1 protein-coding gene is annotated in these 1,857 nt (G+C 40.5%); it reads right to left on the reverse strand.

Annotated elements, in window-relative coordinates:
- Nucleotides 1-108 precede the first annotated feature (108 nt).
- Complete coding sequence (gene ltrA, locus BFL47_RS18960) at nt 109-1,335, reverse strand: group II intron reverse transcriptase/maturase (protein ID WP_069661364.1); 1,227 nt, start codon at nt 1,333-1,335, stop codon at nt 109-111.
- Between the last annotated feature and the right edge of the window lie 522 nt (nt 1,336-1,857).

Here is a 1,857-nt window from a genome sequence, read left to right on the forward strand (position 1 = left end):
AGTGGTCGAGTAGGTAAGGGGAATTTCACCCCAAACCTCTCACAGCACCGGACGTGATACTCTCGCATCATCCGGCGCTTCTAAATCAAGATTTTCCAATCTACCAGATTATGGCCGGCACAACTGCCAATGTGCGAATAGATTAGGTTGTGTTTGGTAAACACTTTTCATCCACTTAATCGCTTTAAGCTTATTATACCCCTTGTTCTTCATAACCCATCTATAAAGTTTAAGATTTAGCCACCTCCACAGTTTAAGTGTCGCCCATTTAGTAAATTTACAGTAATAAGCCATCCACCCCCTAATTTGGGGGTTTAACTTCTGGGACAGAGCCTGAACTTTCCCCTTGAACTTTGTTAATCCAAAGTCTTTTACTTTGGTTCTAACGCTTTTCATAGAAGATTCACTCATACAGGGTACAAATAACAATAGAGGATTTGGTTTTGTATGACAAACCCGAGGTCGGAAAGTATAACCGAGGAAATCGAAGGAGGAATTAGTTTGTTTAACTCTGTTCCATACATTCTGGCAGTATACTATTTTGGTCTTGCTTTCATGTAATTCCATTTTGCACTCCTTCATTCTCTCGTTGATTCGTGTCTTGATAAACATGGTCTGTTGCTCACTTTTACAATGAACAATGATATCATCACAGTAGCGCTCAAACTGCACATGCGGTTGGGTTTTCTGCATCCACTTATCAAAAGCAATATGCAAGAATATATTAGCAAGTAGTGGACTAACTACCCCGCCTTGCGGAGTTCCTTTGTCCCTTTCTTGCAGCAATCCCTCTTTCATAATACCTGCTTTCAGCCACCGTTCTACATACAATATTATCCATCGTTCCTGAGTATAAAACCGAACCGCTTTCATCATTAATTCATGATCAATATTATCATAGAATCCCTTAATATCCATATCGATCACCCATGCAGCTTTAAAACACCTCTGCGTGGCAGTATGGATTGCCTGATGAGCATTCTTATCTCTTCGGTACCCGTAACTATCCGGGTGAAATAAATGGTCTATCTTAGGTTCCAGAAAATATTTGACCACTTGTTGTGCAACTCGATCGGCTACAGTAGGAATCCCTAAACTTCTAGTACCTCCTGATTTCTTTGGTATTTTCACCTCCTTTACAGGAGATGGAAAATAACTTCCTGAACTCATACGGTTCCATAACTTATACAGATTCTTTTGCAAGTTCTTATCGAAGTCCTGAATGCTTTGTTCATCAATACCCGCACTTCCTTTGTTCTGTTTCACTTTCCTATAAGCTTCCAATACCATTCTTTTGGTTACAGGATGTGTCTTTGTTTCATAATAATCAATCATTCCTTTTACAGTTGTTGGTTAACATAAAACTGATTTAGTCAGACCCTTTGCTCCGATTCCATTACAGAACCTTCAACGCTACTACGGTCTGAGCCGCCCCTGTATAGTTCATCGGTATTTGCCTTACAGGTTTTCTGTTTGAGCTTTCCCTTATCATCTCTATACAAGTTCCCTTGTTCCGTTAATAAGCCTGCCTCAAATTCCTGCTGTCTCTGCGCCGGTAGTCACTTAGCCAACCCAGATTATTGTCGCTAAGTTTTGTTCTTGCAAGACGACTACTTCTCACAATTTTGACTACATATCGATTTATATCGACGCTTTAATCCAACAGTTCAATTTATTCAGCTCTTTGAGGCGTACCTGACGGCTTAATACCGCCTTTTATTTGTCGCTCAGCACCATGTCTTTTCAAATCACAGCACCACAAATTGGTTTGTAAGGTTTGTCTGTCACCCCTTACGGTGGGCCTACCACCATCTTTTTAACAGCATATATTCGGTCGTGAACATTTCAAGGCACACT

This window comes from Arcticibacter eurypsychrophilus (assembly GCF_001730525.1).
In the GTDB taxonomy this organism is placed as follows: Bacteria; Bacteroidota; Bacteroidia; order Sphingobacteriales; family Sphingobacteriaceae; genus Arcticibacter; species Arcticibacter eurypsychrophilus.

Excerpts from the sequence above, each read along its gene's own strand:
- ltrA (WP_069661364.1), bottom strand. The coding sequence starts at position 1,335 with ATGATTGATTATTATGAAACAAAGACACATCCTGTAACCAAAAGAATG.